Source organism: Mycobacterium sp. NGS69 (assembly GCF_059812165.1).
In genome coordinates this window covers 145,521-171,064 of sequence record NZ_JCALCD010000006.1, presented here as the reverse complement: position 1 = coordinate 171,064, position 25,544 = coordinate 145,521, and the positions used below count along the sequence as shown (strand labels likewise).

The window sequence follows — 25,544 nt, the reverse complement described above, 5'->3', positions numbered from 1 at the left end:
GATTCTCCTAATCGAGGGTGTAGGGCAGGGATTTGACTGCCGTGATGAAGTTTCCGGTCAGATACTCGGGCTCCCCGACCCGCAGGGTGGGCGCCCGGAAGATCAGCTCGCGGAAGATCGATTCCAGCTGCATCTTCGCCATGAAGGCCCCCATGCAGAAGTGCGGGCCGCCACCGCCGAACGCGACGTGGGGGTTGGGCGATCGGGTGATGTCGAACTCGTAGGGGTTGGTGAACACTCGCTCGTCGCGGTTGGCCGAGGAGTAGACCATCGTCACCCAGTCACCCTCGCGGATGTGCTGGCCGTGCAGCTCGGTGTCCTGGGTGGCGGTGCGCCGGAACGTCATTACGGGGGTTGTCCAGCGCACGAATTCTTCGATGGCGACCTTGATGCGGCCGTCGAAGTCCTGCTCCAGCAGCGCCTTTTGCTCGGGGAATTGCTGCAACGCGAGGGTGGTGAAGGTGGTGGTGGTGCGGGTGGTGTCGTTACCGGCCACGGACAGCAGCACGAAGTACGGGCCGAGGTCGTCGTCGGTAAGTCTCCGGCCGTCCACTTCGGCCTGCACCAGCGAGCTCATCAGGTCGTTCTGCGGGTGCTCCCGCCGTTTCTCGGCCAGGCCGATCCCGATGTTGAGCAGTCCGACGAGCGAATCAGTCAGCACTTCGGCGGGTTCGCGACCGGCCGCGACGTCCGGGTCGGCCCAGGCCACCATGCCGTCGGCCAGGTGCGCCGCCTCGTCGCGCTCGTCCTCGGGCAGGCCGAGCATCTCGTAGATGGTCCACATCGGCAGGCGTTTGGCCACCTGCTCGACGAAGTCACCCTCCTTCGTCTTCAGCAGATCGTCGACGATGGACTTCGCCTGGCGGTCGATCTGGTCCTTGATCTTGGCGACCTGCCGTGGGGTGAACACCGAGCTGACGAGCCTGCGCAGGCTCGAGTGCTTGGCGCCGTCCATGCCCAGGAACGACTGGGCAGCCTCGAGCATCTCTTCGGGAACCGCCTCGAATGTGATGCCCTGCCCCGAGCAGAAGAGCTCCGGATTCTTGCTGACGTAGCAGACGTCCTCATTCCGGGTTACCACCCAGACCCCATCGATCTCGGGCTCCATCATGGAACCCTCGATCGGGGGGTGCCAGCTGACCGGGCGTTCGTCGCGCAGGATCTTGAACGCCTTCTCGCGTTCGTCGAAGCTCTGCGCCCAGAACTCGAGCGAAGAGATACTTACCGGATCGAAGGGCGGGCGGTCGATCTTCGGGGTTGTCTCAGTGGTCATGCGCGTGCCTCCATGTAACGGGCTTTGAGAGTTCTTTTCACGAGCTTCCCGGTGGCTGTTCGCGGTAGCTCGTCGACGAAGTCGACGCTCCGGGGCGCCTTGTAATGGGCGATGCGGTCCCGGACGTAGTTGATGATCTCGTCGGATAGTTCGGCCGATGGCGTTGTCCCGGGCCGCAATTGAACCACCGCCTTGACCTGTTCGCCCATCTCCGGGTCGGGCACCCCGATCACCGCGACATCGAAGACCTTCGGGTGCAGCGCGAGGACGTTCTCGACTTCCTGGGGGTAGATGTTCACCCCGCCGGAGATGATCATGAATGCCTTGCGGTCGGTCAAGAACAGGTAGCCATCCTCGTCGACATAGCCGATGTCTCCGACGGTGGCCCAGTTCTGGTGTGCCGAATGCCTTGAGGCGGCCGTGTTTTCGGGATCGTTGTGATACTCGAAGGGCACGACGTCGCGTTCGAAGTAGACGGTGCCAACCATGCCCACAGGTAGCTCGGTGCCATCGTCGTCGCAGATGTGCAGGACGCCGAGGGCGGCCTTGCCAACCGAGCCACGCTTGCTTTCCCACTCGGAAGCGGTGATCACAGTTGTGCCGTGCTGCTCCGTCGCGCCGTAGTACTCGACGAGGATCGGGCCCCACCAGCCGATCATCGCGTCCTTGACGTCCGGTGGGCAGGGGGCGGCCGCGTGCACCGCCATGCGTAGCGAAGAGACGTCGAAAGAATTGCGAATGGTCTGCGGCAATTGGAGCATGCGCACGAACATCGTCGGAACCATCTGAGTGACGGTCACACGGTACTTCTCGATGGCGGCCAGTGCCTTCTCGGCATCGAAGCGCTCCATCAAAATCACCGTGCCGCCCAGCGCCTGAACGCCGCCGCACCACTTCAGCGGGGCGGTGTGATAGATCGGCGCCGGTGACAGGTAGACGTCCTCATGAGAGATCTGGAAGGCATGCGCCAAAAGCCCGATCAGTGGGTCGCCCGGCTCGTCAACCTGGATCGGCAACAGGTGCGGCTTGATGCCCTTGGGCCGTCCCGTGGTGCCCGAGGAGTACAACATCTCCGAACCGCGCGGCTGATCGCTCAGCCGGCTATCCGTCGTGGCCAAGAGCGCGCCGTACGGCAAGTACCCGGTGATGGCGGCACCGAAGGAGTACCAATGCCGCACCTCGGGAACCATTTCGGGCAGCCGCTCGGCGAGTTCGGCCACTCCGGCGGAAGCGATGACCACTTGCGCCCCGCTGTCGCTCACGATGTAGGCAGCTTCCTCGGCCGCCAGATGCCAGTTGACGGCCGTCACGTACAGACCGGAACGTAGCGCAGCCCAGTAGATCTCGAACGCCTCAGGGGCGTTGTCCGACACCATGGCGATGACGTCGCCCTTGCGCAAGCCCAGCGCATGCAGCGCCGACGCCAGCCGAGCCGAATTGTCGTCAAGTTCTCGGTAGGTAAGTGTCCGGCCGGACTCGGCCACGATCACGGCCGGCCGATCGGGCGCAGAAGCCGCATGGGTACCTGGAAACATGTGATTAGACGAGGAGGTCGTCGCGACCGTCGTTCTTCAGCCGCTCGATATAGCCGGGGTAGAGCTTCTTGCCGAGTGGAGCCAGCTTCAGCAGGCTCGCCACGTTGCCCTCGACTTTGATCTTCTTCTTGGCCATGGCCAGCGGCAGATTTACCTTGCCCTGCCAATATCCGTTACCGGTGTCGGCCGTCATCGACATCGTCGCGGTCGGCGCCGCTCCGCCCTCCAGCCCCTCGCGTACCGACTTGTTCGCCATGTCGATGACGACGAGGGCTTCGGGGTCGGTGAAGGCGAACGCCACCACGAGCCCGGTGTCAACCAGTTTGGGAGCGATCTCCGGATCGTCGAAGGCGGTCTCGAAAATGCCGCCGATGTACTTCGCGACCTCCGCCGAGTTCTTGAACCCCATTGTTCTTGTTCTCCCAAATCTATTTTTGATTAGATTCTGATCCGAGCAACTGGGGGCGTCGCATGATCAACCCTTGTTGGCCACCTATGACCCCCGTCACAGAGACAGTACCATAAGCCGACTTATGGTCAAGGCCCCCTGAGTGTTCGACTTTCCGCCGCGGGCGCGTCCCCTTAACCGGGATTAAACCCCAACCACGCAGGCATACCGCTGCGATACGGGCTGCCAAGCCGGAATTTTCTAGAGCAGGTTAAATTCGTTTGGTAGGTTGGCCCGCATCGGTTTCTACCAGGCCAGCAGGGGTGACATGTGACGACGAGGCCCTGTGAGGTCGACGACCCCACATCGGTGGAGGTCCAATTTGGGCTGCAGAACTGTGTGGGCTCCGGCAGCCAGCGGCAGTGCGATGTCGTGCTGGGTCCGTGGTCACGAAACACCCTGGGGCAGACGCAATCCGGCGTGATCGTCACGGCGCTGGATCACGTGATGGGTGAGAGCATCTTCGCTCAACGTCCCGCGGGCTGGTGGTTGGTGACGTCGCAAATCGCGGTTGACTTCCTGGCGCCCGTCCCGGTGCTCACCAGGCTGCGGGCGGCCGCCGATGCCGCGATGGTCGATGCCGGCGGCGGCTACGCGCGGGGCCAGCTCAACGATGAGCAAGGCAATCTCCTCGCCACCTACGCCGCCTGGCTACATCGTCGGCCCGTGCCGGCCGAGGCCGTTGCGCCGCGCCAGGCGCCGCCGGCGACGCCGCCTACGCGCCGCCCGGCCGCGAACATCGACGACTACCTGGGTGTCGATCACAGCGCGGGTGACGGCGCCGTCCTACTCACGTTGTCCGAGCCGTCGCCATGGACCAACTTCATGGGCTTCGTGCACGGCGGCGTGTGGGCCTGCCTGGTGGAAATGGCGGCGTCTCGGGCTGTCGCGCACCATAATCCGGCGTTGGTTCCAGCAGGGTTGCACACGATATTTCTTCGACCCGGACGTGGCGACACAGCGATCACGGTGCGAGCCGACATACAGCGCGTCGGGTCCACCTCCGCTGTGGTCGACGTGCTTGGCCGGGCCGCGGATGGCGGCGTGTGCACTCGATCGACCGTTACCTATCGTGTACGACAACCAGACGCCCGCGCATAACCGATACCATTCGTGAATGTACGACGCGCACACGATTCTCGAAGCCATCGACAACCACACGGTTCCGATCCTGGTGGGCTTCGGGCTTTCCATGGTGCTACAGAGCATCGCGATGATCGCCGCGGTCATCATGACGCGGCGCGAAGGCTGGATCTCGATCCCGTTGCCCTGTACCTTCTTGTGGTTCGCCCACGACCTCGGCGTCGTAGCCCGCTTCAATACCTGGTTCAACGTATACGACCACTGGTTCCTCAAGCTGTTCTGGTTGGGCCTGCTCAGCGCGCTGATCCTCGAGTTGATCTTCTTCGCCCAGGCCATCAAAGTCGGGCGGGCAGAGTACCTTCCGAACGGCACGCAGGCACAATGGACCGCTCTGGTTGTCGGCGGCGCCGCGGCATTCGTGATCATCTGGGAGTACATGAAGGTCGTCTGGGACGATCCGCTCTACCAGGCCGTGCCCGCGATCACGCTGTTCCTGCTTCCGGTCGCCACCACGGCTCTGCTCCTGCGCCGGCGATCCGCCGTGGCGCAAATCCCACTCATTTACGGCTGTTTCGCCGCGATGGTCGTGCTCTGGTGGGGAGTGACGGCCGGCTACTACGGCGGCGCCTTTGCGAGCTGGCAATACCTTCTTACCGGCGTCGCCGCGTTCGTGATGTTGGTCGGCGTCACCGTCGCGGTCGCGCGGATGCGGGCGCGGACCAAGACGAACGACGGGGTTGCCGGCGTCGGCACGACAGCTGACCGCGTCAATGCCCCGTCGACGTGAGTTGCTGCACGAGCCTGAACTTTTGCACCTTGCCCGTCGCCGTGGTGGGTAGGTCCTCCGCGCGGTAGAACACCACCCGTTTGGGCACCTTGAAGCGTGCCAGCTTCGCCCGGCAGATATCGAGCACATCGCTTTCGGTCAGGATCGCGCTTGGCGCCGGAACGACGACGACACAACCGATCTCGCCCCAGCGGTCATCGGGCAAACCGATGGCGAAGACCTGGCTGATCTCGTCATGCCCCGCCAAAAGGTCCTCGATCTCTTTGGGCATCACCAGTTCCCCGCCGCTCTTGTACAGTTCTCTGCTGCGGCCGGTCACTTGAAGGTAGCCGTCGGCGCGTACGCGACCGAGGTCCCCGGACAAGAGCCACCCGTCCCGCAGGGTCGCCGCGGTCTCCTCGGGCCGGTTCCAGTACCCCAACATCGCAGTCGGCCCCGATGACGCCAATTCGCCTTCCTCACCGATGGGCAGATCCTCGCCCGTTTCGGGATCCACCGCTTTGTAGACGACGAGGGCATCGGTGCCCGAAACCGACGCGGCGCCGGCCATTTTTGGCTTTCCGACGGTTTCGGATGTGAGGCGCAGCGACTCTTCGGGTCGGGTCAGCGTCATCGCGCCCCCGCACTCGGTCATCCCGTAGCCGGTGACGATCTCACTGACGCCGAAATCCGCCTCGATTCGCCGCCACAGCCAGGCCGGTGCCGGCGCCGATCCGCACAGGATCGCCTTCAGCGAGCCGAGGTCGTGCCGCTCGCGGGCCGGGCTTTCAATCATCGCGACGGCCATGGTGGGAACACACAAGATGTCGCTGGCGCGGTGGCCCTCGATACCGGCGAAATAGCCCTTGGCGCTGAAGGTGGTTTGCGGGATGATCGCGCCGCCGACGAACGTGACCGACAGCAATCCTTCGATATAGCCGAACATGTGATAGCAGGGCAGCGAGAACAATATGCGCCTGCCGTCCTCGTACGCGCGGGTCAGCGCCGATGCGTACGCCGTTCGCAGCACGGCGTCGTGGGTGACCAGCACACCCTTGGGTGAGCCGGTGGTGCCGGAGGTGTACAGCATGTCGCCAGCATCGTGGGGGTCGACGACCAACCCGGCGCTGGCGCCGTTGTTCTCGTCCCCGAGCGCGGCGAGGCCGGCCACCGTCAGGCGTCCCAGTCGCGCCCGCCCATCGGTGTCGAGCAGCACCGCGGTCCATGGCGTGGCGGGCGTCGGCGAGTCCCAGCCCGGCGCGATCCCGTCGAGCATCGACTGATAGTCGAGACCGCGGAATTCCGTCATGGTGACCACTACCCGGCATCCGGAATCGGCAAGGACGTAGCGCAATTCATCCTGCCGGTAAAGGTAGTTGAGCGGCACCGCGATCGCACCGACCCGAGCGATCGCAAACTTCACGGTGACGAATTCCCGGTAATTCGCCATGACCATGGCCACGCGATCGCCGGGCCGAACGCCGAGGGCGGCGAGACCGTCGGCCAGCCGTCGGGACTCGGCGGCCACGTCGGCATAGCTGAGTCGCGTGTCGTCGGTCAGCACGAGGGGCCGGTCGCCATACCGCTCGGCGCATAGGTCAAGCCATTCGGCGAGCGCGCGCGGTAGCCACACCGGGAAGCGCTCGCGAAGCGACTGCCGTCGCGCCTCGATGCTCGTGGTCAACGGACCGCTCCAACCACGTTGGCCCCGTTGTTATCCCACTGGATTGGTGCCGAGCTTCGCGTTCGACATGTCGCTGATCTCCGCCCAGCGACTGGTGATCTCCTCCAGAGTCGGCGGTTCGGCGAAGGTGACACCGTCGTTCTGAAACTGTGCCACCCGCTGTACCAGCCCGCCGCCGACGACGAACACCGAGCCGGATTCCTGATTCTCTTCGGACAGCAGGTATCCGACCGCGGGTGCGACGTGATCGGGACCCAGCCTGTCCAGGACCTCCTGGGGCGCGATATCCGCCGTCATCCGGGTGGCCGCCATCGGAGCGACCGCGTTCGCCGTTATCCCGTACTTCGCGCCTTCGATCGCCAGGGTGTTGATCAGGCCGACCAGTCCCAGCTTGGCGGCCCCATAGTTGGCCTGACCGAAATTGCCGTATATCCCGCTCGTCGACGACGCCATCACGATGCGCCCGAACTGCTGCTCGCGCAGGTGCGGCCACGCCGCTCGCGTCACGTGGTAGCCGCCGTAGAGGTGCACCGTGAGCACGGCATGCCAGTTCTCGTCGGTCATTTTGTGGAACGCCCCGTCACGCAGGATTCCCGCGTTGTTGACCACACCGTGCACGGCGCCGAAGTGCTCGATCGCGGTGGCGACGATCGCCTCGGCGCCCTCGCGGGTGGCCACGCTGGAGTAGTCGGCGACCGCCCGGCCGCCGTCACCCCGGATCTCCTCGACGACCGCGTCGGCCATGCTGGTGCCCGATCCGGACCCGTCGCGCGCCCCGCCGAGGTCGTTGACGACGACGAGCGCGCCGTTGCCGGCGAGGAACCTTGCGTAGGCCCGGCCCAGTCCTCCCCCGGCTCCGGTGACTATCACGACCTTGTCCTGCACTCCGGGCACTTCTGCTTCCTTCGCTCGTGTGACGCGCTGACGGCTTAGTTTAACGTAGATTAAAATATGGACGGGCGTCAACCACATCGGCGGCCGAGACAATCGGTCCAGCGGGCACCTACCAGCTAGAGTCCCAAGCATGGTGAGCGGCGTGTCGCGGGTGGCCTACTTGGAAACGGGCCTCGACGTGCTCTCCGACCTCGGCTACGGCGGGCTCAAGCTGGCCGAGGTGTGCAACCGGCTCGGGGTCACCACCGGCTCGTTTTATCACTTCTTCGAGAACTGGCCGACATACACGAAGGAGCTGGTCGACTACTGGCGGCAGGCCAACACCGTCCGGCTGGTGGAGTGGATTCGAACGGAACCCGATCCACGACGGCGCATCGACCGCATGATCGACATCGGTTTGAACCTGCCGCACCACGCCGAAGCCGCGATCCGCGCATGGAGCAGCGCGGATCCGGATGTGCACGCGGTCCAAGTCGACGTCGACGCTGAGCGCCACCAGATCCTGCGCGAGTCCGCGATGGAGATCCTGCGCGACGAACGCCAGGCACAGCTGTTCGCCGATTGGGCGGTGTACCTGCTCGTCGGCTACGAGCAGGCGACCCTGCCTCCCGACAAGGCCGCCCTCGAGTGGATCGTCGGCCAGCTGCTCGACGCGCTCGACGCGGGCCGATTCGCCTCCGTCCCCCGCGATTGAGTAGCTGCTCGTTCCTGCCCGAGAGTGCTATCGGCGATACGGCCGGCCGTCGCGCACGCGATTTAGCGATGCCCGCCCCGGCGGCGCCGCGATGGCGCAAACACTATCTGCGATCAGGGTTTGCGCCGGCTGGTTGCTCGGGTCTGCGGATCACCGCCTGACGCATGACCCAAAACATCACGACGAACCACGCGACGAAAACCGCCACCGGAATCCAGAAGGCGAGGATGCCGTCCCACGCCATCGGACCGGTCTTGAAGAACGGTATGGCGCTGGCCGGTATCAGCAGTATCGCGACCCAGAAGTTGACGTACGCGACCCAGCGCGGAAACACGGGCACTGGGTTTCTGTCCTGCAATATCGCCAGGCCGATCACGAAGTACTGAAACGTAAACGGGGCGACCGGCGAAAACGTCATCACGAAGCCCAAATCGTGCAGTGGCTGAATGACTTGGACCGGTTGCTCGGGCCGATAGGCAACCACCGCCAGCACCATGAAATTCAGGGAGAAGAACACCGTCCCAAACGTGCCCAGGGCAGTTTGCGCGGTGGACAGGACGCGGTCACCGGTCTCGCTGCGGCGCAACAGGATTCCGACCGCGACGGTGAATGGGACGTAAAGGCAGCCGCCCCAGATGCACAGAACCATTCCGAGGCGTTTAAGGTTGGTGTGATCCGACCAGACCTCGGCGACCCTGTCCGAGGACAGCGCGGGTGAGGGCGGTGGCAGAAACCCGGCGAGCACCATCCAGCCCAACAAGACGAGGGCGATGCCGACCGGACCGGTCCAGACCAACAGCATGAGGTTGCGGGAAGTCGTCGTCACGTCGGGCCCTCCGGGTTCTACGCCACGCGCCTAGCTCGGCGACCGGCCCACGACCGACACGAACGACACGCAGCCGCCCGGTCTTCCACCGAGGTTGTGCGTGAGCGCGGTGTGCGGATCGGACAGCTGCCGCTCGCCGGCCTCGCCGCGGAACTGCAGCCAGGCCTCGTAGAGCATCCGCAGCCCGCTGGCGCCCACCGGATGCCCGAACGACTTCAACCCCCCATCGGGGTTGACGGGCAACCGTCCCTCGGCATCGAAATCGCCTGCCAGCACGTCTTTCCAGGACTGGCCGGGATCGGCGAAGTCGAGGTCCTCCATCAGAACGATCTCGGTGGGGGTGAAGCAGTCGTGCACCTCGACCAAGGAAAAGGCGGTGCGGGGATCGTCGATGCCGGCCTGCTGGTAGGCGTCTCGGGCGGAGCGCACCACTTCGGGAAAGCTCGTGTAGTCATAGCACGAATCCATCGCGCCGCGTCCCGAGCCGGCGATCAGCGACAGCGCCCGCACGTACATCGGCGTTGCGGTGTAACGCAGCGCATGCTCGGCGGGCACGATGATCGCACATGCGGCACCGTCGGACACCCCGGAGCAGTCGAAGACACCGAGCCTTCCAGCGACCGTCGGCGCCTTCTCGATGGTCTCCTTGGCGACGGGAGACCGAAACTGTGCCTTGGGATTACGGGCGCCGTTGGCATGGTTCTTCCACGCCACGTGCGTCATCGCGGCACGCATCTCGGCGGCGTCGACGCCGTACTTTGCGCAGTACGCCGGGTCGAGCAGGGAGAAAGCGGCGGGCGCGGTCATCGACAGTTCGGGCGCGGTGCCATCGCCGGGCGGGTCCTGGCGCAGCAGCCCGGAGAACCCCGAGTCCTTCAGCTTCTCCACCCCGACCGCCATCGCGACGTCGTAGGCGCCGCAGGCGACCGCATAACACGCGTTGCGGAACGCTTCCGATCCACTGGCACACATGTTCTCGACGCGGGTGACCGGCTTGTCCCCGATGCCCAGCGGACGGCTCAGCGTCAAACCCGACATGCCCGAGCTCAGGGTGCCGAGCCAGTACGCGTCGATGTCCTCGGCGTCCAACTCCGGGACCGACGCCAGACATTCGCCGATCGCCTCCACCAGCAAATCGTCGGCGGAGCTGTCCCATCGCTCGCCGAACCGCGAGCAGCCCATGGCCACCACCGCGACCTTGCCGGCTATTCCCCTGCTAGCCATCGCGTCCATCCAATCTGGCTTTCCAGAAGTAGTTGTGCACGTTTGCCGCGGTGAACAGCCGCCGGAAGGCGAATCCGACTGTCGAGCCGACGCGGATGCGTTCGGGCTCGGCGTCGGCCACCTCGCAGGTGAAACGGCCCCCGCCGGCCACGTCGACGACGGCCTGAACGACCGGAGGTGACGGTGAGTACGCCAGGTGGTCGACGGTGAAGGTGGCGACCGTGCCGCTCAGGCCCGCAACGGGTGCGACGCTCATCTGATCGGTTGCGCCGCAGCCCTTGCAGACGCGGCCCGGGGGCAGGTGAACAAAATCGCAAGCGGCACAACGTGACCCGGCGAGGCTGAACTTCCACGGCGCGGATCGCCCCGCGGCCGGCCCCGACGGCCGGTCCGGTTCGGGACGGCGCGGCGGTTCCAACTCGACCAGCCCACGCCACGACAGGTACGTCAGGTGGGCGACGGGCAAACCGCCGGCCCGTTGCGCGACGACAGGGTGTGGTTGCCGCGCCTTGGACAGCGCGCCGGTCGTCCGCAGCAGCATCGCGTCGCAGCCGTCGACCGCCGACAGCACGAGGATGGTCTCCCCCGCCTCGGCGGTGTCGAGCACACCGCAAAGTGTGAGCGCCGCGTCGCAGGCGCCCGAAAAGCCGATCGGTGAGGTCGTCACCGACTTCTCCCCCTTCACCAGGGTTGCCGCTCGCTTGACGACCCCGCTGTTCGGGCACGTGAGGACCACATGGTCGGCGCCGACCACTCCCCCCGCGGCGAGCACCCGCTCGACCGCGGCACGGATGAGGTCCGCGTAGCGCTCGGCGCCGAACCGCTCCTCCCACTGCTCCCCGGTGACCGAAGTCGTTGCGCGCCAGCGGTCCAGGAACTCCGCCGTCAACGACGCCGTGGCGATCACCTCGGCGATGGCGGCACCGCCGCCCCCGAAGAACAGGGCGGCCGCGCCGTCGCCGCCGAGTTTCTCGTCGGCCGACCCAGGCCGGCCGACCCGGACGTCGGCGCTGAGCGCTAGGCCACCGGTGCTGGCGGCCGCGACGATGGCGGCAAACCCGCTCCGTCCCGATCCGCAGAAGTCGACCGCCAGGCTGTCTTCCGGCAGGCCGAGCGCGGCGTGGATCGCGGTGGCGTTCGTCTTGTCGGCGTAGGCCGGCGTGCTGGTGGCGAAGTACAGCGCATTGGCGGTGCGCGCACCGGGTATGTCGGCAGCGGCGGCCACCGCCATCGTGGTGCTGTCCTCGTCGAACGCGGCGACGACGCGATCGCCGCGGCGCAGCCCGATGTCCTCACCCGCGAGCCGGTAGTGCGGCAGATAGGCGGCGTAGCCGACGAGAGCGGTCACGACGGGGCCCCCCGGAAGATCGCGGCGATACCCTGGCCGCCGCCGATGCACATCGTCTCCAGCGCCAAGCCGCCGCCGCGCCGGCGCAGCTCGTGCAGCATGGTGGCCAGGATCCGGACCCCGGTGGCACCGATCGGGTGCCCCAGTGAGATACCGGAGCCGTTCACGTTCAGCCTGTCGTCGACGTCGTCGAGCTTGAGTCCCCACCCGGCCAGGACGGCCAGCACCTGCACGGCGAATGCCTCGTTGATCTCGATCAGCGCCAGGTCGTCAAAGTACAAACCGGTTCTGCGGAAAAGTTTTTCGACCGCGCCCACGGGTCCGATGCCCATCCGGGACGGCTCGCAGCCGATCGCCGCCCACCCTTCGAGGTAGCCGAGCGGCTGCAGGCCGAGGTCGTCGAGTCGATCCTCGGCGACCACCAGGCACGCCGCCGCGGCGTCGTTCTGCTGGCTGGAGTTGCCGGCCGTCACCGTGCCGTCGCCCATCAGGGGGCGCAGGCGGCCCAGCGTGTCGGGTGTGGTGTCGGGGCGGATCCCCTCGTCGTCGGCGAATTCGATCGGCGCGCCCTTGCGCTGCGGCACCTGCACGGCAACGATCTCGTCGTCGAAGCGGCCCGCACGCTGGGCCGCGTCGGCGCGCTGGTGGCTGCGTGCAGCGAAGCTGTCGGCGGCGTCACGGTCGACGCCGTAGTCGACCGCGAGGTTCTCGGCGGTCTCGATCATGCCGCTGATCGGACCGAATCGCCAGACGGGCTGCGACAATTCGCGGCCGCGATCGAGCCGGTCATACAGCGTCTGGTTGCCGGAGCGTGCGCCCCACCGAGCGGTGGTGGTGTAGTGCTCGATGTTGCTCATCGATTCGACGCCACCGGCCAGCACGACGTCGGCGGCGCCGGTCTGCACCATCATCGCCGCGGTGAGCACGGCCTGTAGGCCGCCACCGCAGCGCCGGTCGATCTGTAGGCCGGGGACGCTGATCGGCAGGTTGGCGTGCAGCGCCGCCCATCGTCCGATGCACGGTGCCTCGGAATTGGCGTATGACTGCGCGAAGACGACGTCTTCGATGGCCGCCGGATCGACGGCGCTACGCTCCACCACCGCCTCGATGACGCGGGCGGCGAGGTCCTCGGCGCGCAGGGGACGCAGGCTGCCGCCGAACGTGCCGACGGCGGTGCGAAGCGGGCTGACGATCGCGGCCCGCTTCACGCGTTTCCCCGCCAGCGTCCCGCCGACGGATCCATCAGCGCGGTCAGGCGTTCCTCGGGCAGCCAGATGATCGTTTCCAGCTCAAGCGCGTCGAGGTAACGCACCCGGCCGGAGCGAAGGTCCTCCAACCTTAGCCGCGGCGAATTTCCCGTGGTGTCGAAAGTCACCGATACTTGGGCGAATTCGCTGCCGATCACCGGGCCGTCGCCCGGCACGTTAACGGACTCGCTGTCGCCGAATTCAATCGTCATGGTGAGTCAGATCAGGAAGCCCAGCGTGGGGATTGGCCGATCGTTGTCCACCAGGACGACCTTCTTGTAGGCCAACCGCAACCCGCCGTCCTGGCGGCGCAGCCGGTAGGTCACCCGACCGCCCCACAGGTGGTTGCCGCGGGCGCGGGACTCCAACACGAGGAAGTTCGCACCGACTTCCAGGTCATCGCCACCACTGGGATTGGCGCGGCCGCCCAGGAATTCGATGTTGGACAGCATCCGCCGCAGGTTGGACGGCGGCGCCTGCGCGTGGCGCTTTCCGGTGCGAACCTGCTTGAGCCGGGTCGCGATCCGATTGCGGTTGTCGTAGATCACCGACATCGTCCGCAGCGGATCTTCGGTGGAGGCTACGGGAACCCAGTAGAGCGCGTCATCGGTCCACAACGCTTCCCACGCGTCGTAGTCACATTCGTCGGCGTAACGCGCTTCGCGGTAGAGGAACTGCTCCACGTCCCAGCGGTCGAAGCCGTCGGGGACGGGCCCGAGCGCCGCGGCGTTGTCCAGGGCTGTGCTCGTCATGAGTGCGCCTCCATCAACGTCTTGTACTGCGACCAGAATCCGCGCATTCCGGTCTCGTCCGTGGCTCCGCCGATGGTGAAACCGTTCTCGTCGACGCTTTCCCGGCTGAGTCCGCGGCGCACGTCGAGCCACTCGGGCGTCAGGGCCTCGATGCCGAGCTGATTGCGCTCGTACATTTCGGTGTCGTCGGCCAGCAGCATGCCGGCGGGTCCCACCGAGCCCATGCACTGCGACACCATCCGCTTGTTCAACTCCGGCGCGCCGGCCAGCTGGACGGCCGTGGAGTACTGGATGCACTCGCCGACCGCGACCGGTTGGATGTTGAAGACCTGGATCTCGGCGATGAACAGGTTCGGGAAGATCATGACGTGAGGGCCGCCCTCGATGAGGATTTTTTCCGCGTCGGCCCCGTAGCGTTGTCGTATCGCGGCGACATAGTCGGGCACCCGGTCCTCGGTGGTGCCGAACCAGCGCATCGGCTCGGCGAACTTACGGAATTCGGGCCGCAGATCGTTTTCGCTGTGACCGTTGCCCAAATCCCGCGTCACCGCTGTCGAGGTGTCGCTGTACAAAGCGGCGATCGGACTGCCGGTGACGCCGAAGATCGAGCCGTGCACGAACTGCGGGTGATACCCATCGGTTTCGTTCTCCGCCAATAGCTTCCAGTTGGCGCGTGTCTGATGCTGCAGCCAGCCGGCGTTCAACTCGACTCGGCCTTCGGGCGACAGCCTGGCCAGCCGGTCGATCTCGCCGGCCGCGGCGCCGAGATGCTCGACAAGGCTGGGGCCATCGGTGGCGAAACTGCCGAACACGAAACCGCGGTAGGTGTCCATTCGCGGCACCCGCCCCAGCGGCAGGTCCAGGTCGCGCCCGCCGTAGCCTTTGAAGAACGGGAAACCGACGAGCTCGCCGGTGTTGCGGAACGTCCACCCGTGGTAGGGACAGCGGAAGGTCGACGAATTACCTTTGGCGTCGGCGCAGACCTGGTTGCCGCGGTGCGAACAACGGTTGAGCAGCAAGTGCAGCTGGCCGTCCCGGTCTCGGGTCATAATGACGTCCTGCAGTCCGAGCCGCTTCCGCACATAGTCGCCGGCTTGGGAAACCTCGCTCTCGTGTCCGACGAATACCCAAGTGCGATACCAGATCTTGCGCAGTTCCTCGGCGAAGATGTCCGGGTCGGTGTAGAGCGAACCGTGCACCTTGTCGGGTTTGATCAAGCGCTCGTAGCGGCTGCCGGCGGCGGCGGCCGATTCAATCAGCGAGGTCACTTATGGCTCCTCTCGGGACAATTCATTGCCGTACCGCTCCGAACTCCGGTCGGCGCTTTTCGCGGAATGCCGCGACCCCCTCGGCGAAGTCATCGCTGCCGAACAACTGTGCCTGGTTCTCGGCCTCGCGATCGAGGATCTCCATCGGGCCGAGGGAGGCCGCCGCGGCGAGCATCGATTTAATCGCCCCATAGGCTTGTGCGGGACCAGCGGCCAGGCGCTCGGCATCGGTCAGCGCCACCTGCAACGCCGTTCCCGGTTCGGCGAGCGCGTCGACGAGGCCCATCTCCAGTGCGGCGGGCGCCCCGACGGGGGCCGGCATCATCAGCATCTGGCGAGCGCGGGCGATTCCGACCCGCCTGGGCAGCGAGGCGAATATGCCCATGTCGCCGGCCAGTCCGACGTTGGTGAACGTCGTCGCGAAGCGCACATTCGTGGCGGCGACGACGCGGTCGCAGGCCGCGGCGAGCGCGGCGCCTGCGCCGTAGGCGGAGCCTTCCACCGCGGCAATGACGGGCTTGGGCGTTTTCCAAATCGCGCGAATCACCTTCTGCGCCAGCTGCACCCGCTCCATGGCCGGCTCGGGTGCGAGCGGCTCCATCGAGGCGATGTCGCCGCCCGAGCAGAATGCAGGGCCCGCGCCGGTGAGCACGATGGCCCGGATCGAGCGGTCGGCGTCGGCATCCTCGAGCGCTTTGGCGAGCTCGAGGCGGACCGGGATGTCGATCGCGTTGCGCTTGTCGGGCCGGTTCAGCGTAATGACCCGCACCGCGGCGCGGTCTTCGACCAGGACACAGTCGGCGCTCATTGGCCGGTGAAATTCGGTTTGCGGCGTTCTATGACGGCCCGCAGGCCTTCCAGCGCGTCGGCGGTTCCGGACAGTTCCGAGACGGTGCGCGCTTCCTCGGCCAGACGTTCCTCGACCGATGAACCGAGCCCACTCCAAACCAGCCGTTTCGTGGCGGACAGCGCCTTGGCCGACATGGCTGCGAGCTCGGTCGCCAGTTGTTCAGCGCGGCTTGCTAGTTCGTCATCGTCGACCACCTCGGTGATCAGGCCGATCTCGAGCGCCTCGGTGGCTGTCAACGTCGGATTGGTCAGCAGGATTCGCAGCGCCTGGCGCAGGCCGACCAGCTGGGGCAGCGTGACCGACGAGCCGCCGTCGGGCGCCATGCCGACCCGGACCGCGCCCGAGAAGAACTTCGCCGAGCGTGCGGCGACGACGATGTCGGAAGCGCACACCAATCCAAGTCCGCCGCCGCCCGCGGCGAAACCCTGGACAGCGGTCACCACCGGCGCCTTGAGCTGAATCAATGCAGCCGTGGCCAGTTGCAGCCACGCCGTCGCCTCGCGCAGGTAGTCCGGGAGGCTCGAACCCTTCGACTCGAAAGTGTGGATATCCCCACCCGCACAGAAATTGCGACCCGCACCGGTGAGCAGAACAACTCGCACCGCGGGATCGGCGTGACACGCCAGTATCTCCTCGTGCAGCGCTTTGAGGAGTTCGACGTTCATCCCGTTGGACGCCGCGGGTCGATTCAGGCGCAGCCGGGCGACGCCGTCGGCGACGTCGAGAGCGACCGGTGCGGTGGTTCCTGCGGTGCTCATCGCTGCACTCCTCGCTGCCGAAATGCGGACACCCCGTTCGGACCGGCGTGCCCGCAGATGTGGTCGACCACGGAATCGATTTCGTCGTCCAATCCGGTCGACAATGCGACGTCGAGGCTGGCGTAGACCAGCCGCTTCACCGACGCGACGGCATCGCGCCGGCGGCCCGCCAGATCGGCCGCGAACCGTCGCACGCCGTCGTCGAACTCGGGCTGGGGGAAACTGCGATACGCCAGGCCGAGACGCACCGCGTCGGCGCCGGAGATCCGGTCCCCCGATAGCAGCAGGCCCAGCGCCTGCTGGCGGCCGACCAGGCGCGTCAGCCGCTGACTGCTGCCGCCGCCCGGGATCATCCCGAACTTGATGTGGTTGTCGGCAATCCGGGCGTCCTCGCTGACCAGCGCGATGTCGGAGGCCTGCATCAGCTCGAACCCGCCCGCCATCGCGACGCCTTCGACCGCCGCGACCACCGGGGCCTCGACGCGCGAGACGGCTTCGCAGGCGCCGCGGAATGCCGCGAACAGTTGGCGCAGCGCGTCCGGCCCTTGGGACCGCAAGGACTCCACTTCATCGAAATCACCACCGGCGCAAAAGTTTCCCTCCGCACCCCGAATGACGACAACGGTGACGGCGGGGTCGTTGCCCAATTCGACGATCGCCTGCTCCAACTCACCGCCCAGGGCGAGGGTGATGGCGTTCATCCGCTCGGGTCGATTGAGCGTGATCCAGGCGATCCCGTCGGCTACGTCGCGTAGCACCAGTGTCATCGGCGCATCCCCCGCCCGCGCCGGTAACCGCCACCCGTGACGACAGCGACGCGCTGGTCAAGGAGCGACACGGCCATGAACTACCTTTCCCTACCGAAACCATGGAATCATGGTTTCTAATCCACGTTAAACTAACATTACAGCGGTCACAACAGCCGCCCGGACGAGGAGCAGAGGATGGACCTTGGATTGGCAGGCGCCCGGGTGGTGGTGACTGGAGGCGCATCCAACATCGGGCGCGGCATCGTTCACGTGTTCGCCGCGGAGGGCTCCCGAATCGTGATCAGCGATATCGACAAACCGCAGGCGGAGCGCGTGCGGGGTGAGGCGCAGGCCAGGGGCGCGGCCGACGTCGAACTCGCGATCGATGATTTGACGGTTCCCGGTGGAGCCGAGTCCGCGATTGGTGCCGCCGTGGAAAGTTGGGGCGGCATCGATGTCCTGGTGAACAACGCCGGGTGGAGCGTGCCCGGGTTCATCGCGACCGACACAGATCGTGACAAATGGCAGCGCACCATCGAAATCAACCTTTTCAGCGCTGTCGCTGCGACCCAGGCGGCGATCGGTCCGATGAAAGAGGCCGGGGGCGGGGCGATCGCGTTCATCGCCAGCGACGCCGCGTTCGGGCAGATCCGTCAAGGCATCTATGGCGCGTCGAAGGCCGCGGTGGTGGCCCTGGCCCGCACCGTCGCGCGCGAGCACGGCCGCCACGGGATCAGGTCCAACATCATCTGCCCCGGCCTGGTGATCCCCGAGGGCCCCGAGGCGGTCGGAGAATCGAGCCTTTGGTCTGCTGGCCAGGACAACGTATTCAACCCGGATCAGATCGACTACATGATCAAGGGCACCCCGCTGCGCCGCCTGACCACCGCCGAGGACATCGGCCGGGCCACAGCGTGGTTCTGTTCACCGACGGCGGCTCGGCAGGTGACCGGGCAGCTCATCTCGGTCAGCGGCGGCTACACGATTCCGTAGACAACGTCGTCCGGCTGCTCATTCGGCGCCGGGACTACCGAAGTACTCCTGACCGGGCGGTGGGCGATACCCCTGCGCCGAGTTGCGCAGCTGCCAGATCTGGGCGGGGCACAAGATGTCGACGGCGTACGAGACCAGATAATTCGCCGCGAACTCGTCGTTGGGTGTCACGTCGTTTTTCACATCGCCCATGATTTGGGGGTAGCCCTCTCCCCCGGTGACCTTGCCGCAGATCCCGTAGCCATAGCCGATCGCGTCATTGTTCGGAAAGTTGTAGTGCCGCCGCACCGACACGTCGTACATGTATTCCACCTCGGGCGCGGGTTTGGCGTGCGCCCGAGGGGCCACGGCCCCCAAGGCTGCGCCGACCGCAACGACGCCGACGATTACGGTGGCCAGTGACATGCGACGCTTCATGGCTTACGTCCTTTGCAGTCATTCCGGAAGATGAGATCAACAAATTCCCGGCGGATTGTCAACCCCGGAGGATGGGCCTGCCCGCCCTGCACATAACGCTCGTTTACGTCCACCGTCGTGTTACTGGCAGTCGACGCGGCCCGGAACATGACAGTCGGGAATGATCCAATCGCTCAGCGCATCGCTCGGATTGAGGCGCAGTGAGCCCATTGGCAGCTCAGGCACCTTGCCTGGTTCGAGAACGCGCGTGTCCGCGAATAGGGTGGGCATCATATTGGACAGGCGGGAAAGGACCCCTCCCTGCCGCGCGCAGATGGTGCCGACGGGTTTAGCGGGATCCGGCATCGCTTGAGAGCCCGGCCAAACCAGGTTGCAGAGATCTTGGGAACTCAGGACGTGGAAGGGAGGATCGTCGGCATGCGCCGGCGGCATGGACACAAACCCGACGCCCAGAACGCCCAATCCGACCACGGTCACTGCGATCCACGGCACCATTCCCCCTCCTAAACGTTGGTCCTGACCCGGTTTACCCGCCACCGATAGTGCGGTAAGGGGTTGTGCCACAACGTGTCATGAGTCCATCACCGACCGACGAAGTTGGCCGCGCGGCCTTCTTTGAATGCGGCGATGCCCTCCAACAGGTCGTCGCTGGTTAGGGTGTGTTCTTCGAGTTCGAAAGCCAGCTCGACCACTTCGTCGCCACGAAGCGACGTCACACGGTTCAGCGCACGCTTCGTGCCCTGGACGGCCAGCGGCGCCAGAGCCGCGATGCGTTTTGCGATTTCGCGGGCGCACGGCAACACATCGCCCGGCTCGTCGACGATGTCAGTGACCATGCCGAGCTGATAGGCGGCGGCCGCGTCGATTGAATCGCCGGTGAGCAGGTGGCGTCGCGCCCGAAGCATGCCGGCCGCCTGCGGCCAGACCAGGCAGCCGCCGTCGCCCGCCACGAGCCCCACCTTTACGTGGGTATCGGCGAGTTTCGCGGTCCGCGCCGCAACCACAACATCGCACATCAGCGCCACCGTTGCGCCCAGCCCAATTGCGGGGCCCTGCACCGCCGCAATGATGGGCTGGGGCAGATCAAGGAAAGAGCGCAGCAGCCTCGCGCCGGCGTCGACGGTGTCGCGTCGCGCATCGGCGTCGTCGTGGGCGGCCCGCATCAAGGCGAAGTCGCCACCGGCGGAGAACGCGCTTCCGGTGGAACCCAGCACGATCACGCGGACGCCGTCGTCTTTGGCGACCTCTTCCAGCACCGAAGCCAGTTCAATTTGCAACTGATTATCGAAGCGATTCAACAGTTTTGGGCGGTCCAACGATATCTCGCAGACGCCCTCGCCGACGGGGCCCACGGACAGTGCTTCAAGGCTGGTGCTCATGAGGCCTCCCCCGTTATTATTAAGACTTATAGACTCATAAATCTAGGCGTCAATCTACATGATCGAGGGTGAGATCAGAAGTGGCACTTATCGAAGTCGATGGTGGCGTGCGGATCCACGTGCAAGATCTCGGCGACGGCCCCGTCGTGGCGCTGATTTCGGGCTTCGGCCTCGACCACGAGCTGTGGGATCGCCAAGTTCGGGTCCTCACCGAGCGCGGACTTCGCGTGCTGTGCGTGGACCAACGCGGCCACGGGTTCTCCGATAGCCCACTGCGCGGCTACGACGTCGAGCACCTCGCAGCCGACCTGCTCACGGTGCTCGGTCGGCTCGAAATTGGGGGCGCGACGGTGGTCGGCCACTCCTTCGGCGGGCAAGTAGCCTTTCGCGCCGCCGCGGCGGCACCCGAATTGGTCACCGGGCTGGTGCTGGTCGGGTCAAACGGTGTTCGCGCGAGCCGCAGCGAAGGATTTCCGTTCGGCGGGCCGCCCGGGCCGATGCTCGAGGCCATGGTGGCTGACGAGCACGCCAACCGGGTGGGGGCACGGTACCGCACGATCGCGTCGGCGTTCGGTCACGAGCCGGATCCGCGAACGGTCGATTGGCTGGTCCGCTGCTCCCTTCGGATGCCGTCGTGGGCCGCGGTCGCGTGCTATCGGTCGCTGCTGACGACCGATCTCCTCGCCGACATCCCGCGAGTCACCCTGCCGGTGCTGCAGATCATCGGTGCCATCGACCCGGTGCACTCGGCCAAGGGGGCCCGCTGGCTGCAGCAGCAATTGTCCGACGCCACCCTTATTGAAGTGCCCGATTGTGGACACTATCCGATGCTCGAGGCACCGGATGCGTTCGAATCCGCGCTGCTTAAATTCGTCAGCGCTTAGCGGCGGGCTCCGGCTCCAGGGCGCGAAGAGATGCCAGTGCCATCTGGGCCAGGAGTTCCTCGGCCTGCTTGGCACGCCGCCCGCCCGGCGGGCGCAACGCCTCGGACAGCAACAACAATTGGACACCCCGTGTGGCGGTGATGATCTCGTCGGTCGAGCGGTCCGGATAACACCGTCCCAGGCAATCCGTCCACCGTTGGTTGATACGGCGTTGCCGGCGATCGTGTTCCCGGCGATAGCGCTCCGCCAGTGAGCGCTGCTCGCGCAGCCAGATCGACACCAAACGCTCATGGCTGTTGGCCAGGCCCACAAACGCGCGCACGAGTTTGTTGAGCTCGGCCATGGGATCGTCGTCCGGCTCGCCTAGGCGCACCAGAATCGTGTCGAGGGTCTTGTCGAACAGGGCCGCCAAAATCGCGTCCTTACTCGGAAAGTGACGATAGATCGCAGACCCGGTGGTGCCGGCGACTTTGCCGATCTCATCGACGCCGACACCGTCGAAACTGCGCTCGAAGAAGAGCCTCTCGGCGGCGGCCAGGATCTTTTCGTCGCGCGTCACCGTAGCAGCGTCTCACAGGCCGAGGCTCTGGCCGATGATTACCTTCATGATTTCGCTGGAGCCTCCATAGATGCGGCTCACCCGGCCATCGAGATAGGCGTTGCCCAAGCGGGAGTCGCCGCGCAGGGCGGTCGACGGCTGCGACAGCGCCAGGCAGCGGTTCACGACCCGACCCTGCAGCTCGGTGCAGTACAGCTTCGCGATCGCCGCGTCGCTGCCGCTGAGCCGCCCCTCGACGTGGCGCGATAACGCCTGGTCGATGAGCGACTGACCGGCCGCCACCTCGGCCGCGCACTGCGCCAGCGTGAACTTCACCTCCTGGCCCGCATTGCCGGCGCGTTGATGATCCTCAACCGCCCAGGAAAGGGCCGCCGCGGCCGCCGCTTGCGAATTGACCGCGATCGACAAGCGTTCCTGCGCGAGGTTCGACGTCAGGTAGGTGAACCCCTCGTTCTCCTTGCCAAGGAGATTCTCGACGGGGACCCTCATGTCGGTGAACGAGATCTCGGCCAGGTCCTGCGCACGAAGGCCCAGCTTGTCCAGCTTTCGGCCCCGCGCGAAGCCGGGCGTCGAGGTGTCCACCAGCAGCAGGCTGATGCCACGCCGACCGGCGTCCGGGTCGGTCTTGACTGCCAGGATCACCAAATCGGCGGCTGCACCGTTGGAGATGAAGGTCTTCGCGCCGTCGACCACGTAGTGGTCTCCGCACTTGCGGGCTCGCGTCGACATGGCCTTGAGGTCCGAACCGGCGCCCGGCTCGGACAGCCCCAGCGCGACAACGACATCACCGGAAGTCATTCGCGGCAGCCAGGCGGCGCACTGTTCGGGCGATCCATGGTGCAGCAGGTAGGGCAGACAGATATCGGTCTGCACGCGCAAACCGCCGATGGCCAGGCCCAGCGCCTGGATCTCTTCGGTCACGACGGCACTGTGTCGGTAATCCGAACCGGGCATGCCGCCGAACTGTTCGGGCACCCCGATCCCCAGAATGCCGACGCCGGCCGCTTCTCGCCAGAACCGCCGCGACGGCTTTCCGTCTGCCAGCCAGGCTGGATATTCCGGCGCCACGTGGTCGTTGAGGAACTTGCGCACTGCGCCGCGGAACTGCTCTTGCTCCTCGGTGAAAACCGAGCGGGTCATAACGCTCCTTCGTATACCTCAGAGGCATCGTCAACGATCGTTATCCCCGTTGGCGTGCTTGCTCGCAACCGACGGCAGGCGGTCAGTCCCCAGCAGCCGGCAGTGTTGACCAGGCCAAAGCCTCATGTCTACTATTGAGACTAGTTGACTCATAATCTTTGGAACAAACGCTGGCCTCTGATCTTCACACCGCGAGCGATCGTTCTGCTAAGGAGCTGAGATGGACGCGGTGGGACTTACTGACGAACAACGTGAGTTCGCCCGTGCCGTCCGGGAATTCTGTCGCAAGGAATGCGGCACCCGCGAACAGCGCGACGCGTTGACCGACAACGGCGCCGAGCAACACCATGCCGGCCTGTATCAGAAGCTGGCCGACGTCGGCTACCTCGGAGTATCCATTCCCGAGGAGTACGGCGGCAGCGGCGGCGGGCTCACCGAGCAGGTCATCCTTTTCGAGCAACTGTGGCAGGGCCTCGCGCCGGTCCACGGAGCGGGTAGCTCCCACACCGTCGCGGGCATCTACAAGAGGTTTGCCACCGAGCAGCAGAAGCAGACCGCGCTGGGCGCGATCTGCTCTGGCAAGGTGATGTCGATCAGCATTTCCGAACCCGGCGCCGGCTCGGATGCGTCGGCGGCCAGCTGCAAGGCCGAGAAGGTCGACGGTGGCTGGCGCGTGCGGGGGCAGAAAACGTGGTGCTCCGACGCACAATTCGCGGCCGCGATCCTGGTGGTCGTGCGCACCTCGCGCGGTGTGCGGCCCCACGACGGCCTGACGCTGCTGGAGGTCCCCACCGACGCGGAAGGGCTGCAGATCCGCCCGATCTCGACGATGGGCGGCAGCGAGGTCAATGACCTGTTCTTCACCGATGTCTTCGTCCCGGAGTCGGGGGTGGTGGGCACGGAGGGCAACGCGTGGAAACAGATAATGGCCGGCCTGAACGGCGAGCGGCTGGTCTGCGCGGCGCAAGGCCTGGGCATGGCGCAGCGCACCTTCGACGACCTGCTGGCCTACGTCACCGAGCGCGAGCAGTTCGGCGCGCCCATCGGGTCGTTTCAGGCGCTCCGGCACCGCATCGCCGACCTGGCCATCGAGATCGAGGCCGCACGGGCGCTCACGTATGCGACCGTGCACCACATCGAGCATCAGGTCGGCGCACCCGAGGAGTGGGTGCGCGCGACGTCGATGTCCAAGGTGAAGGTAACCGAAACGGCGAAAAAGGTTGCGTTGGAAGGCGTCCAGATGATGGGCGGCTACGGCTACAGCACCGAGTTCGATATGGAGCGACACTTGCGACTCAGCATCGCTCCCACGATTTACGCCGGAACCAACGAGATCCAGCGCGACATCATCTCCGCTACCCTGGGCCTGCGCCCAGCCCGCTGAGGAAGATCTGGGTATGACGCTTGACACTTTGCGCACCGAACAACCACAATTGAGACTGCTCAACTCATAATTCTTACGGGGGTGGTCCGGTCCGTGGGTCTCAAGCCCCTCCGTCACCTCCCGGTTAGGAGCCAGTAGATGACCACGGCCAAGCCCGACATTCGCGTTCTGGACGCCGACACATACGCCGACGGTGACCCCACGACGTTCGGTCTGCCGTTGGAGCAGTACGCGTACCTGCGCGACGAGGCACCCTGCTACCTGCATGAGTTCAATGACCCGATGCTGATCGACCGGGCCTGGATCGTGAGCCGCAACGCCGACATCTGGACCGTGGACCGTAATTCCGAGCTCTACGCCGCCGATCGCGGGGGCGTGAACATGTGGAAGGTGACCCCGCTCGACCCGAAGGTGGGCGGCAAGCCGGCGATGCTGACGATGGACGGGGCCAAGCACCGCACCCAGCGGGGGGTGATGAGCAAGGCCTTCACCCCGGGCATGGTCAAGAAGCTCGAGGAAAAATTCCGCGAGTACGCCGTCAACATCGTCGACGCGGCGCTGGAGAAGGGCACCTTCAACTTCGTCACCGACATCGGCCACGCGATGCCGATGGAGGCCCTCGGGGATGTGCTGGGTGTCCCCAACGGTGACCGGGAGAAGTTTTTCGCCTGGGTGGACACCTTCGCCGCACCGTTTGACACCCGCATCACGCCCTCGTTCGAGTACGTCATGCAGGCCATCTTCGACCTGCTCGGTTATGCCGTGGAGCTGGGCGAGCTCAAGCGCCGCGAGCCCGGCGAGGACGTCATCACCCAGCTGGTCCAGGCCGGCGCGGACGTCATTTCGGAGGACGAGCTGATGGGGAACGTGGCGTTGCTGGCCTCCGGCGCCGCCGAGAGCACGCGGACCTCGCTGTCCCACGGCATGCACGAGCTGATGCGCAACCCGGAGCAGATGGCCTGGCTGCGCGAGCACGCCCACGACATCCCCAACACCGCGATCCAGGAAATCGTGCGCATCGCCACGCCGTTCACGCATCTAGTGCGCACCGCCACCGCTGATCACGAGTTGCACGGCCAGCAGATCAAAGAGGGCGACGTCGTGCTGATGCTGTTCGCCGCGGGCAATTTTGACGAGCGCGCGATCGACAACCCCAACGCGTTCGACCTGGCCCGCGAGAAAAATCCCCACGTCAGCTTCGGCCGCGGCCCGCACCAGTGCCTCGGCAAGCACGTCGCGGGACTGGAGATGAAAATCCTGCTCGAAGAACTGCTGCAACGGACCAAGGACATCACCCCCGCCGGCGACATCGACTACGTGCGCGACGCCTATTCGCGGGGGGTATACCAACTGCCCGTCACCATCACCCCCGCCTGAGAGGGATTGGCG

General features: G+C 65.8%; 27 protein-coding genes. 7 read left to right on the top strand and 20 right to left on the bottom strand.

Translation table 11 applies throughout. The annotated features are described in order from the left end of the window. Window positions 1–7 precede the first annotated feature (7 nt). The 3 genes from AC5Y2S_RS19065 to AC5Y2S_RS19055 are packed head-to-tail and all read right to left on the bottom strand — an operon-like array spanning window position 8 to window position 3,217. Window positions 8–1,273 (bottom strand): cytochrome P450, encoded by a 1,266-nt coding sequence (locus AC5Y2S_RS19065; RefSeq protein WP_499957620.1) that lies wholly within the window; start codon window positions 1,271–1,273, stop codon window positions 8–10. Continuing rightward, window positions 1,270–2,808 carry an acyl-CoA synthetase gene (locus AC5Y2S_RS19060; protein ID WP_499957619.1) on the bottom strand — a complete coding sequence of 513 codons (1,539 nt, stop codon included), beginning with the start codon at window positions 2,806–2,808 and terminating at the stop codon, window positions 1,270–1,272. Before AC5Y2S_RS19060 ends, AC5Y2S_RS19065 begins: the two co-directional genes overlap by 4 nt. 4 nt (window positions 2,809–2,812) lie before the next feature. Further along, the gene (locus tag AC5Y2S_RS19055) at window positions 2,813–3,217 is read right to left on the bottom strand and encodes an SCP2 sterol-binding domain-containing protein (protein WP_499957617.1); all 405 of its coding nucleotides are present in this window, start codon (window positions 3,215–3,217) and stop codon (window positions 2,813–2,815) included. 378 nt (window positions 3,218–3,595) lie between these two features. Here AC5Y2S_RS19055 and AC5Y2S_RS19050 point away from each other — a divergent pair, with 378 nt between their 5' ends. Further along, window positions 3,596–4,357 (top strand): PaaI family thioesterase, encoded by a 762-nt coding sequence (locus AC5Y2S_RS19050; protein WP_499957615.1) that lies wholly within the window; start codon window positions 3,596–3,598, stop codon window positions 4,355–4,357. 16 nt (window positions 4,358–4,373) lie between these two features. Beyond that, window positions 4,374–5,126: a hypothetical protein gene (locus AC5Y2S_RS19045; RefSeq protein WP_499957613.1), complete on the top strand. Its 753-nt coding sequence runs from the start codon at window positions 4,374–4,376 to the stop codon at window positions 5,124–5,126. Here the strand turns inward: AC5Y2S_RS19045 and AC5Y2S_RS19040 are convergent. Both AC5Y2S_RS19040 and AC5Y2S_RS19035 read right to left on the bottom strand, forming a co-directional pair. Beyond that, window positions 5,107–6,789, bottom strand: a complete 1,683-nt coding sequence (locus AC5Y2S_RS19040) for a class I adenylate-forming enzyme family protein (RefSeq protein WP_499957612.1) — start codon at window positions 6,787–6,789, stop codon at window positions 5,107–5,109. The genes AC5Y2S_RS19045 and AC5Y2S_RS19040 overlap by 20 nt on opposite strands. A 30-nt stretch (window positions 6,790–6,819) precedes the next feature. Further along, window positions 6,820–7,683: an SDR family oxidoreductase gene (locus AC5Y2S_RS19035; RefSeq protein ID WP_499957610.1), complete on the bottom strand. Its 864-nt coding sequence runs from the start codon at window positions 7,681–7,683 to the stop codon at window positions 6,820–6,822. A 130-nt stretch (window positions 7,684–7,813) separates the two neighbouring features. Here AC5Y2S_RS19035 and AC5Y2S_RS19030 point away from each other — a divergent pair, with 130 nt between their 5' ends. Further along, window positions 7,814–8,377 (top strand): TetR/AcrR family transcriptional regulator, encoded by a 564-nt coding sequence (locus AC5Y2S_RS19030; protein WP_499957609.1) that lies wholly within the window; start codon window positions 7,814–7,816, stop codon window positions 8,375–8,377. A 103-nt stretch (window positions 8,378–8,480) separates the two neighbouring features. On the opposite strand, the gene AC5Y2S_RS19025 is transcribed toward AC5Y2S_RS19030, so the two are convergent. From AC5Y2S_RS19025 to AC5Y2S_RS18980, 10 genes are read right to left on the bottom strand one after another with little or no spacing between them, the layout of a single operon-like run. Then, complete coding sequence (locus AC5Y2S_RS19025; protein ID WP_499957607.1) at window positions 8,481–9,203, bottom strand: hypothetical protein; 723 nt, start codon at window positions 9,201–9,203, stop codon at window positions 8,481–8,483. 30 nt (window positions 9,204–9,233) lie between these two features. Next, complete coding sequence (locus AC5Y2S_RS19020) at window positions 9,234–10,427, bottom strand: acetyl-CoA acetyltransferase (RefSeq protein ID WP_499957606.1); 1,194 nt, start codon at window positions 10,425–10,427, stop codon at window positions 9,234–9,236. Beyond that, window positions 10,420–11,775 carry an OB-fold domain-containing protein gene (locus tag AC5Y2S_RS19015; protein WP_499957604.1) on the bottom strand — a complete coding sequence of 452 codons (1,356 nt, stop codon included), beginning with the start codon at window positions 11,773–11,775 and terminating at the stop codon, window positions 10,420–10,422. The genes AC5Y2S_RS19020 and AC5Y2S_RS19015 overlap by 8 nt, the downstream gene beginning before the upstream one ends. Continuing rightward, window positions 11,772–12,983 carry an acetyl-CoA C-acetyltransferase gene (locus AC5Y2S_RS19010; protein WP_499957602.1) on the bottom strand — a complete coding sequence of 404 codons (1,212 nt, stop codon included), beginning with the start codon at window positions 12,981–12,983 and terminating at the stop codon, window positions 11,772–11,774. The genes AC5Y2S_RS19015 and AC5Y2S_RS19010 overlap by 4 nt, the downstream gene beginning before the upstream one ends. After that, window positions 12,980–13,234: a hypothetical protein gene (locus AC5Y2S_RS19005; RefSeq protein WP_499957601.1), complete on the bottom strand. Its 255-nt coding sequence runs from the start codon at window positions 13,232–13,234 to the stop codon at window positions 12,980–12,982. Before AC5Y2S_RS19005 ends, AC5Y2S_RS19010 begins: the two co-directional genes overlap by 4 nt. A 6-nt stretch (window positions 13,235–13,240) precedes the next feature. Beyond that, a complete protein-coding gene (locus tag AC5Y2S_RS19000) occupies window positions 13,241–13,774 on the bottom strand; it encodes an aromatic-ring-hydroxylating dioxygenase subunit beta (RefSeq protein ID WP_499957600.1) in 534 nt (177 codons plus the stop codon). Next, complete coding sequence (locus AC5Y2S_RS18995; RefSeq protein ID WP_499957598.1) at window positions 13,771–15,042, bottom strand: aromatic ring-hydroxylating oxygenase subunit alpha; 1,272 nt, start codon at window positions 15,040–15,042, stop codon at window positions 13,771–13,773. The genes AC5Y2S_RS19000 and AC5Y2S_RS18995 overlap by 4 nt, the downstream gene beginning before the upstream one ends. Window positions 15,043–15,064: 22 nt before the next feature. Further along, window positions 15,065–15,850 carry an enoyl-CoA hydratase/isomerase family protein gene (locus tag AC5Y2S_RS18990; RefSeq protein WP_499957596.1) on the bottom strand — a complete coding sequence of 262 codons (786 nt, stop codon included), beginning with the start codon at window positions 15,848–15,850 and terminating at the stop codon, window positions 15,065–15,067. Next, complete coding sequence (locus AC5Y2S_RS18985; protein ID WP_499957595.1) at window positions 15,847–16,650, bottom strand: enoyl-CoA hydratase/isomerase family protein; 804 nt, start codon at window positions 16,648–16,650, stop codon at window positions 15,847–15,849. Before AC5Y2S_RS18985 ends, AC5Y2S_RS18990 begins: the two co-directional genes overlap by 4 nt. Beyond that, window positions 16,647–17,417 carry an enoyl-CoA hydratase/isomerase family protein gene (locus AC5Y2S_RS18980; RefSeq protein ID WP_499957593.1) on the bottom strand — a complete coding sequence of 257 codons (771 nt, stop codon included), beginning with the start codon at window positions 17,415–17,417 and terminating at the stop codon, window positions 16,647–16,649. Before AC5Y2S_RS18980 ends, AC5Y2S_RS18985 begins: the two co-directional genes overlap by 4 nt. A 177-nt stretch (window positions 17,418–17,594) precedes the next feature. Here AC5Y2S_RS18980 and AC5Y2S_RS18975 point away from each other — a divergent pair, with 177 nt between their 5' ends. Further along, on the top strand, window positions 17,595–18,392 hold the full coding sequence (locus tag AC5Y2S_RS18975; RefSeq protein ID WP_499957592.1) for an SDR family NAD(P)-dependent oxidoreductase: 798 nt from the start codon (window positions 17,595–17,597) through the stop codon (window positions 18,390–18,392). An 18-nt stretch (window positions 18,393–18,410) separates the two neighbouring features. Here AC5Y2S_RS18975 and AC5Y2S_RS18970 read toward each other — a convergent pair whose 3' ends face one another. From AC5Y2S_RS18970 to AC5Y2S_RS18960, 3 genes are all read right to left on the bottom strand, one after another. Then, window positions 18,411–18,809: a DUF732 domain-containing protein gene (locus AC5Y2S_RS18970; protein WP_499957591.1), complete on the bottom strand. Its 399-nt coding sequence runs from the start codon at window positions 18,807–18,809 to the stop codon at window positions 18,411–18,413. Between the two features lie 120 nt (window positions 18,810–18,929). Further along, window positions 18,930–19,304 carry a hypothetical protein gene (locus tag AC5Y2S_RS18965; RefSeq protein ID WP_499957590.1) on the bottom strand — a complete coding sequence of 125 codons (375 nt, stop codon included), beginning with the start codon at window positions 19,302–19,304 and terminating at the stop codon, window positions 18,930–18,932. Window positions 19,305–19,390: 86 nt separating this feature from the next. Continuing rightward, window positions 19,391–20,188: an enoyl-CoA hydratase/isomerase family protein gene (locus AC5Y2S_RS18960; protein ID WP_499957589.1), complete on the bottom strand. Its 798-nt coding sequence runs from the start codon at window positions 20,186–20,188 to the stop codon at window positions 19,391–19,393. An 80-nt stretch (window positions 20,189–20,268) separates the two neighbouring features. Here AC5Y2S_RS18960 and AC5Y2S_RS18955 point away from each other — a divergent pair, with 80 nt between their 5' ends. Next, complete coding sequence (locus AC5Y2S_RS18955) at window positions 20,269–21,072, top strand: alpha/beta fold hydrolase (protein ID WP_499957588.1); 804 nt, start codon at window positions 20,269–20,271, stop codon at window positions 21,070–21,072. Here the strand turns inward: AC5Y2S_RS18955 and AC5Y2S_RS18950 are convergent. Both AC5Y2S_RS18950 and AC5Y2S_RS18945 read right to left on the bottom strand, forming a co-directional pair. Continuing rightward, the gene (locus AC5Y2S_RS18950) at window positions 21,062–21,631 is read right to left on the bottom strand and encodes a TetR/AcrR family transcriptional regulator (protein WP_499957587.1); all 570 of its coding nucleotides are present in this window, start codon (window positions 21,629–21,631) and stop codon (window positions 21,062–21,064) included. The genes AC5Y2S_RS18955 and AC5Y2S_RS18950 overlap by 11 nt on opposite strands. A 12-nt stretch (window positions 21,632–21,643) precedes the next feature. Beyond that, window positions 21,644–22,771: an acyl-CoA dehydrogenase family protein gene (locus tag AC5Y2S_RS18945; protein WP_499957586.1), complete on the bottom strand. Its 1,128-nt coding sequence runs from the start codon at window positions 22,769–22,771 to the stop codon at window positions 21,644–21,646. A gap of 220 nt (window positions 22,772–22,991) precedes the next feature. On the opposite strand from AC5Y2S_RS18945, the gene AC5Y2S_RS18940 reads away from it, so the two are divergent. Continuing rightward, window positions 22,992–24,155 carry an acyl-CoA dehydrogenase family protein gene (locus AC5Y2S_RS18940; protein ID WP_499957585.1) on the top strand — a complete coding sequence of 388 codons (1,164 nt, stop codon included), beginning with the start codon at window positions 22,992–22,994 and terminating at the stop codon, window positions 24,153–24,155. Between the two features lie 138 nt (window positions 24,156–24,293). After that, window positions 24,294–25,532, top strand: a complete 1,239-nt coding sequence (locus AC5Y2S_RS18935; RefSeq protein WP_499957584.1) for a cytochrome P450 — start codon at window positions 24,294–24,296, stop codon at window positions 25,530–25,532. The last annotated feature ends 12 nt before the right edge of the window (window positions 25,533–25,544 follow it).

What these genes read in the sequence shown, in the direction of transcription:
- AC5Y2S_RS18985 (WP_499957595.1), bottom strand. Translation starts at nt 16,650, where the DNA reads ATGAGCACCGCAGGAACCACCGCACCGGTCGCTCTCGACGTCGCCGAC.
- AC5Y2S_RS18975 (WP_499957592.1), top strand. Translation starts at nt 17,595, where the DNA reads ATGGACCTTGGATTGGCAGGCGCCCGGGTGGTGGTGACTGGAGGCGCA.
- AC5Y2S_RS19045 (WP_499957613.1), top strand. Translation starts at nt 4,374, where the DNA reads ATGTACGACGCGCACACGATTCTCGAAGCCATCGACAACCACACGGTT.
- AC5Y2S_RS18935 (WP_499957584.1), top strand. Translation starts at nt 24,294, where the DNA reads ATGACCACGGCCAAGCCCGACATTCGCGTTCTGGACGCCGACACATAC.
- AC5Y2S_RS18960 (WP_499957589.1), bottom strand. Translation starts at nt 20,188, where the DNA reads ATGAGCACCAGCCTTGAAGCACTGTCCGTGGGCCCCGTCGGCGAGGGC.
- AC5Y2S_RS18945 (WP_499957586.1), bottom strand. Translation starts at nt 22,771, where the DNA reads ATGACCCGCTCGGTTTTCACCGAGGAGCAAGAGCAGTTCCGCGGCGCA.
- AC5Y2S_RS19055 (WP_499957617.1), bottom strand. Translation starts at nt 3,217, where the DNA reads ATGGGGTTCAAGAACTCGGCGGAGGTCGCGAAGTACATCGGCGGCATT.
- AC5Y2S_RS18965 (WP_499957590.1), bottom strand. Translation starts at nt 19,304, where the DNA reads ATGGTGCCGTGGATCGCAGTGACCGTGGTCGGATTGGGCGTTCTGGGC.
- AC5Y2S_RS18980 (WP_499957593.1), bottom strand. Translation starts at nt 17,417, where the DNA reads ATGACACTGGTGCTACGCGACGTAGCCGACGGGATCGCCTGGATCACG.
- AC5Y2S_RS18940 (WP_499957585.1), top strand. Translation starts at nt 22,992, where the DNA reads ATGGACGCGGTGGGACTTACTGACGAACAACGTGAGTTCGCCCGTGCC.
- AC5Y2S_RS19065 (WP_499957620.1), bottom strand. Translation starts at nt 1,273, where the DNA reads ATGACCACTGAGACAACCCCGAAGATCGACCGCCCGCCCTTCGATCCG.
- AC5Y2S_RS19030 (WP_499957609.1), top strand. Translation starts at nt 7,814, where the DNA reads ATGGTGAGCGGCGTGTCGCGGGTGGCCTACTTGGAAACGGGCCTCGAC.
- AC5Y2S_RS19005 (WP_499957601.1), bottom strand. Translation starts at nt 13,234, where the DNA reads ATGACGATTGAATTCGGCGACAGCGAGTCCGTTAACGTGCCGGGCGAC.
- AC5Y2S_RS18970 (WP_499957591.1), bottom strand. Translation starts at nt 18,809, where the DNA reads ATGAAGCGTCGCATGTCACTGGCCACCGTAATCGTCGGCGTCGTTGCG.
- AC5Y2S_RS18990 (WP_499957596.1), bottom strand. Translation starts at nt 15,850, where the DNA reads ATGAGCGCCGACTGTGTCCTGGTCGAAGACCGCGCCGCGGTGCGGGTC.
- AC5Y2S_RS19020 (WP_499957606.1), bottom strand. Translation starts at nt 10,427, where the DNA reads ATGGCTAGCAGGGGAATAGCCGGCAAGGTCGCGGTGGTGGCCATGGGC.
- AC5Y2S_RS19000 (WP_499957600.1), bottom strand. Translation starts at nt 13,774, where the DNA reads ATGACGAGCACAGCCCTGGACAACGCCGCGGCGCTCGGGCCCGTCCCC.
- AC5Y2S_RS19060 (WP_499957619.1), bottom strand. Translation starts at nt 2,808, where the DNA reads ATGTTTCCAGGTACCCATGCGGCTTCTGCGCCCGATCGGCCGGCCGTG.